The organism is Atribacterota bacterium, assembly GCA_028717805.1.
Taxonomy (GTDB): Bacteria; Atribacterota; Phoenicimicrobiia; order Phoenicimicrobiales; family Stramentimicrobiaceae; genus Stramentimicrobium.
This window is the reverse complement of record JAQUNC010000018.1, coordinates 37,689-42,608: the sequence shown is the minus strand read 5'-3', so window position 1 is coordinate 42,608 and position 4,920 is coordinate 37,689. Positions and strand designations below refer to the sequence as shown.

At 32.9% G+C, this 4,920-nt stretch carries 4 protein-coding genes and 1 pseudogene; 3 read left to right on the top strand and 2 right to left on the bottom strand.

Going from position 1 to position 4,920, the window contains the following annotated elements:
• Window positions 1–215 precede the first annotated feature (215 nt).
• Window positions 216–800, bottom strand: coding sequence for a DUF6305 family protein (locus tag PHD84_05495; protein ID MDD5637253.1), 585 nt, complete (start codon window positions 798–800; stop codon window positions 216–218).
• 212 nt (window positions 801–1,012) lie between these two features.
• Here PHD84_05495 and PHD84_05490 point away from each other — a divergent pair, with 212 nt between their 5' ends.
• Window positions 1,013–1,867: a transposase gene (locus tag PHD84_05490; protein MDD5637252.1), complete on the top strand. Its 855-nt coding sequence runs from the start codon at window positions 1,013–1,015 to the stop codon at window positions 1,865–1,867.
• Window positions 1,868–1,957: 90 nt separating this feature from the next.
• Here PHD84_05490 and PHD84_05485 read toward each other — a convergent pair whose 3' ends face one another.
• Window positions 1,958–3,460 carry an FGGY family carbohydrate kinase gene (locus tag PHD84_05485; protein ID MDD5637251.1) on the bottom strand — a complete coding sequence of 501 codons (1,503 nt, stop codon included), beginning with the start codon at window positions 3,458–3,460 and terminating at the stop codon, window positions 1,958–1,960.
• A gap of 369 nt (window positions 3,461–3,829) precedes the next feature.
• Here PHD84_05485 and PHD84_05480 point away from each other — a divergent pair, with 369 nt between their 5' ends.
• Both PHD84_05480 and PHD84_05475 read left to right on the top strand, forming a co-directional pair.
• Window positions 3,830–4,579 carry a FadR/GntR family transcriptional regulator gene (locus PHD84_05480; GenBank protein MDD5637250.1) on the top strand — a complete coding sequence of 250 codons (750 nt, stop codon included), beginning with the start codon at window positions 3,830–3,832 and terminating at the stop codon, window positions 4,577–4,579.
• A gap of 107 nt (window positions 4,580–4,686) precedes the next feature.
• Window positions 4,687–4,920: pseudogene (locus tag PHD84_05475) on the top strand (6-phosphogluconolactonase).

The window sequence follows — 4,920 nt, the reverse complement described above, 5'->3', positions numbered from 1 at the left end:
CAAAGTCATTTACCGAATGCTAACCGAAGATAGGGATTATCAGATAAAAAAAGAAGCTTTAAAAGCGGCATAAAAAAGTTTGAAGATTACTTGATTTTTCAGATGGGAAGTTCAGGTCTTGAAATATTATTCTTATTATGTTTTGTAACATGTAAAGACCTGACTTACCCCGTTGCATTATTAATTCTTCATTTATTACTCATTACCTATGTTGTTTAATTCAAGTGCTCTTCAATATAAGCTTTTACCGGTTCACCGCTATCAGTTATCTTTTCTACAACTTCTAACGGTATTTTATGCTCTTCACTCATTTTGGTAAAATAACCGTCTTTATTGCCTGATTCTACTACAATTAAATGGTCAGCATAAGGGACTACTTCATCTAAAAAAGCATCAGAGAGAGCTCCTCTTCTTGCTTCACCGCCAATATGCATAACCAGAAATTTAACTTCTCGGGCTTTAATCTCTTGAATTAAGGTTTTTGATCTGGTTATTTCATCGCTCTGATCAATGCCCGCTGCTCCTAATCCTTTAGAGCTACCTCCGACTACAGCAATAACAATCTTAAAGTCTTTTATAATTTCAGGTGCAGCAATCTGTTCATAAGTAGTCGCAATCTGGAAGCGAGATACCAATACATTAATCATTCTGGCATCCGGGCTTTGGCCGATTGAGGTTATTAAGATTTGTGGAGCTTCATCTGCAGATAAGGATGTTCCGATAAAAATTATCAGGAAGAGTATTATTAATAGTCCATGAACTAATACTCTATTTGTCTTGATATTATTCATGTTGTTCATTACTAAATTTCCCTCCTTGCTAATATTTTTTCTTAAATTTTATCTTTAACTTTTAGTAGCAATAAAATAGTAACAATAACCCTTAAGATTATTTTAGCATAATCGCGAAACAATGGAAAATAAATTAACATCTTAACTTTAAAGAGTTTAAAATTAATTGAAGATGTGGTCAGCCTGTTGAAATATAACAAATAAATTGTTATATTTACTATATGGCCAGACCATTACGTATTGAATTTCCCGGTGCAGTATACCATATAACCGCTCGGGGAAATGCTAAACAAAATATTTTTTATAAAGAGAGCGACTTTGCCAATTTTTTAACTATTTTGTGTAAAGTTGTAAAGAGATATCATTTTATACTTCATTATTATTGTTTGATGTATAATCATTATCATTTACTTATCGAAACACCTGAAGGTAATTTATCCCGGGGGATGAGGCAGCTTAATGGTGTTTACACTCAATATTTCAACAAAAAGCATCAGAGAGTAGGACATCTTTTCCAGGGTAGGTATAAAGCAATATTGGTGGAAAAAGAAAACTATCTTTTAGAGCTTTCTCGCTATATTTCACTTAATCCAGTAAGAGCAAATCTTGTGCAAAATCTTGAAGAATGGAATTGGAGCGCTTATCGGCAATTTATAGGTTTAAGCAATAGGATTTCATGCCTGTCAACCGATTGGATTCTTGGTCAATTTGGCATAGAAAGAAACATGGCTATTAATGCTTATAAAAATTTTATTCTCTCCGGGGTAGATAAAAAATCACCATTACAGAACATTAAAGGACAGATTTTTCTTGGTTCTAACTATTTTACGGAAAATGTTGCTAACTTAGTAGAAAAACACGCAGAATTGTCGGAAATTACCAGGAAACAACTTTATGCTAGCAGACCATCTTTGCAAGAAATATTCCAGAATAAAAATAATGAAAAAATACAAATAGAAAAGGAAATCTATAAAGCCTATCAGAAGTATGGTTATACCTTAAAAGAAATTGCTCAATATCTATCTTTACACTACACCACTATAAGCAGAATAATTAAAAAAGTTGAAAATAAATAAAATATTTAGGTTAGGAATCAGACTTAAAATATAACAAGACATATAGAGAGTAATAATTCAAGACCTGACCCTAATGTATACTAATGTATACTAATGTATAATGTAAGTTTTTAGGGTGGAGACCCAGTGATGATAGACATCTTGATAAATCTTCTGGAGAGGTTGGTCAGGATAAATAATAGCAGTTCTTTTTAATCCCACAAAGGCATCATCAAAGGTGGAATAAATTTTAGCGCCTACTCCTGCACCGCGTGCTGCACCTTCTGCACCATCGGTATTGAATAACTCCAGTTGAGTTCCGGTGACTGCAGCGAATATTTTTTGAAAAAGAGTACTGGAAAACTGATTAGTTTTACCGGCTCTTACGATTAAAATATTAAGTCCCATGTCTTTCATAATCTCAAAACCATAATTTAGAGCAAAGATAATTCCTTCCTGGGATGCCCTTAAGAGATGTTTTAATTCATGAATGTTAAAATCCAGATGTTGAAAAGTTGCTCCGATATTCTGGTTTTCCATTGTTCTTTCCGCACCATTACCAAAGGGGAAGACCAATAAACCTGCTGATCCGGCGGGAGCCTGAGAGGATAAATCATCCATATGGCGGTAGGAAAGGGCATCTGAACCGGTAGAGAGAATCTTATTTTTTAGCCAGCTATATAGAATTCCACAACCATTAAGACATAGCAGGACACTGTACCGGGGATCATTCTTGTGATGGTTAACATGAACAAAGGTATTTACCCTGGATTTAGAGTCATAGACAGGATGATTGATAACACCATAAATAACACCTGAGGTTCCTGCAGTAGTAGCAGCTTCACCGGGATGTAAAACATTTAGAGAAAAGGCATTGTTAGGCTGGTCACCAGCACGGTAGGATATTTTGGTTCCCTCTCGTAAGCCAAGGTCATAAGCTGCCTGTGTGGTAAGTTCTCCCTGGGGGTCAAAGGTAGGAATGATATCTGGTATAATTTCTTCAGAAATACCATAATAATCAAGAAGCATCATGGCTAACTTGTTTTCCGGAAAATCCCATAAAATTCCCTCTGATAAGCCTGAGGGAGTAGTATTAATCAATCCAGTCATCTTCATGGCAATGAAATCGCCCGGTAACATAATCTTATGGATTTGTTTATAGATATGAGGTTCATTTTCCATTACCCATTTTAATTTAGAAGCCGTAAAGTTTCCCGGAGAATTAAGCAGGGTGGATAGACATTTCTCTTCTCCCAGTTCCAAAGAAGCTTGTTGTCCTATGTCCACTGCCCGGCTATCGCACCAGATGATAGCGGGACGCAAGATCTGCTGTTTTTTGTTGACCAAAACCAATCCATGCATTTGGTAGGAAAGACCGATGGCTTTTATATTTTCTGGAGCAATATTTGTTTGAACTAAAATCTGTTGGGTGGATAATTTAACATGTTTCCACCATATCTCAGGATCCTGTTCTGCCCATCCCGAATGTGGTGCCATAATGGGTAATTCCTGCTGGGGTGAACTGGCTTTAGCTATTAATTGACCGGTATCCGAATCAATCAGACTGGCTTTTATGGAAGAACTTCCTATATCATATCCCAATAGATAAGCCATTACCCTACCTTTCTCTCTTTTAAATTCTTATTAATCCTAAGTTATTGTAAATAGTATAATACATTTTTGAGAGGAGCAAAGAGGATATAAGAGCAAAATATTATTAGTCATTAAATTGATTATAGTATATGTGTATTTAATCTGCAATATTAAATGCTTTGCTATTCTAATACATGTACATAAATTTTAGTTAAATCCAACAAAGCTAAAAAAATATAATACCAAAAAGACAAGTTATTAGGAAGTAGTTATAAAATTAATATTTTCAGTTTTATATTTTAAAAATATTATTAAAAAAAGATTTTTAATTGACTTATAAATATGATGTATGATATCATAAGACTAAAATATTTTATATTGGAATTAAACATGGAAATTAAATCATTCAAAACATTAAAAAGCTTACAAACTTTTGTTCAAGAACAATTAAAATTGTATATCATAGAATCTAATTTAAGAGAAGGAGATTTATTACCTACTGAAAAAGAATTATCACAAAGCTTGGGGGTAAGTAGAACTGCTATTAGAGAGGCTTTAAAAGTTCTGGAGGCTTTAGGTTTAATTGAAACTAGACATGGAGTCGGAAGGTTTGTAAATAATTTTAATTATGATGCAATTTTAAAAAGTTTACCTTATAGTTTAAAGCTAGATATAAATACATTTAAAGATATATTTGAAGTAAGGTATTGTTTAGAATGTTGTTTTATAGCAGCAAATATTAATAAATATGAGCCCTCTGACATTAAAGAACTTACAAATATTTTAGATAATATAGAAGTACAGATTAGGAATAATGTTGAAGAAAAGGATTTGATTGACCTTCATACTGCTTTTCATATTTTTCTTTATAAAAAATCACAGAATAATCTCTTGATCGACTTGATTAAAATATTTTCCACTATCCAGAGGAATCTAGTAATACTACATAGGTATAAAACAAAGGATAGGTTAGGTTTTGTTCATCTACACCAGATGATTGTGAAAGCGATTGAAGCAAAAGATTCTAACCTTGCCCAAAGAAGGTTACGTGAGCATTTTTCAGAAGCAATGAAGTGGATTAACGATAATTTAAAAGACAAAATTGATTTAGATATTTATGAAGGCTTCTGGTCTAAATAGTAATAAGAATTCTTTTTATTAAAAAATAAGGTCAATATTATCTTATTGATGCTTATTGTTTTCTAAATTATAAATATATAAAAATTTTTGTGGAAAAGGTATGATACGTGAAAATAAATATTTTTAAATCCAAAGAAGATATGGGCAAAGCTGCTGCTGAAAAGGCAGCGGAAATACTAAATGAGGCTATCAAGAGAAAAGGAGAAGCAAATTTTATTGCTGCCACAGGAGCATCTCAATTTGAGTTTTTAAATCATCTCATAAAAATAAGCAGCATTGACTGGTCAAAAACCACTATGTTTCACTTAGATGAATATATCGGTTTACCAGAAGATCACCTG

What these genes read in the sequence shown, in the direction of transcription:
- PHD84_05480 (MDD5637250.1), top strand. Translation starts at nt 3,830, where the DNA reads ATGGAAATTAAATCATTCAAAACATTAAAAAGCTTACAAACTTTTGTT.
- PHD84_05495 (MDD5637253.1), bottom strand. Translation starts at nt 800, where the DNA reads ATGAACAACATGAATAATATCAAGACAAATAGAGTATTAGTTCATGGA.
- PHD84_05485 (MDD5637251.1), bottom strand. Translation starts at nt 3,460, where the DNA reads ATGGCTTATCTATTGGGATATGATATAGGAAGTTCTTCCATAAAAGCC.
- PHD84_05490 (MDD5637252.1), top strand. Translation starts at nt 1,013, where the DNA reads ATGGCCAGACCATTACGTATTGAATTTCCCGGTGCAGTATACCATATA.